The organism is Aeromicrobium sp. Leaf272 (assembly GCF_001422865.1).
GTDB lineage: Bacteria > Actinomycetota > Actinomycetes > Propionibacteriales > Nocardioidaceae > Aeromicrobium.
Genome location: NZ_LMMY01000011.1, coordinates 445587 through 445980, shown reverse-complemented (window position 1 = coordinate 445980; position 394 = coordinate 445587). Strand labels below are relative to the sequence as shown.

Genomic DNA, 394 nt, shown 5'->3' with positions numbered 1-394 from the left:
CGGAGATGACGGTGTCGATCCAGAGCTTGAGGTGGGCCGAGACGCCGAAGTTGTAGAGCGGTGTGGCGATGATCAGGACGTCCGCCTCGACGACCTCGTCGGCGAGCTGCGCGGCCTGCCCCTTGGCCGCGCGCTGCTCGGGCGTCCACGACTCCTCGGGCACGAAGCCCGCGAACGCGGAGGTGCCCCAGAGCGAGCCGTCGAGGGGCTGCGTGCCGACGTCGCGTCGGGTGACGGTGACCCCGTCGCGCTCGGCCTCGACGATGGCGGCCTCGAGGGTGTCGGCGACGGCGCGGCTCGTCGAGCCCTCGACGCGGATGCTGGAGTCCAGCCGGAAGATGGTGGTCATGGGGTGCTCCTGAAGTCGGAAGAAATCGTCTGTCGTACAGATCAT

General features: G+C 69.0%; 1 protein-coding gene. It reads right to left on the bottom strand.

Features of this window, described 5'->3' with window-relative positions; genetic code table 11:
• The coding region (locus ASF38_RS09285; protein ID WP_200914475.1) for an NAD(P)H-dependent oxidoreductase at positions 1-349 on the bottom strand (349 nt) is incomplete at its 3' end.
• Between the last annotated feature and the right edge of the window lie 45 nt (positions 350-394).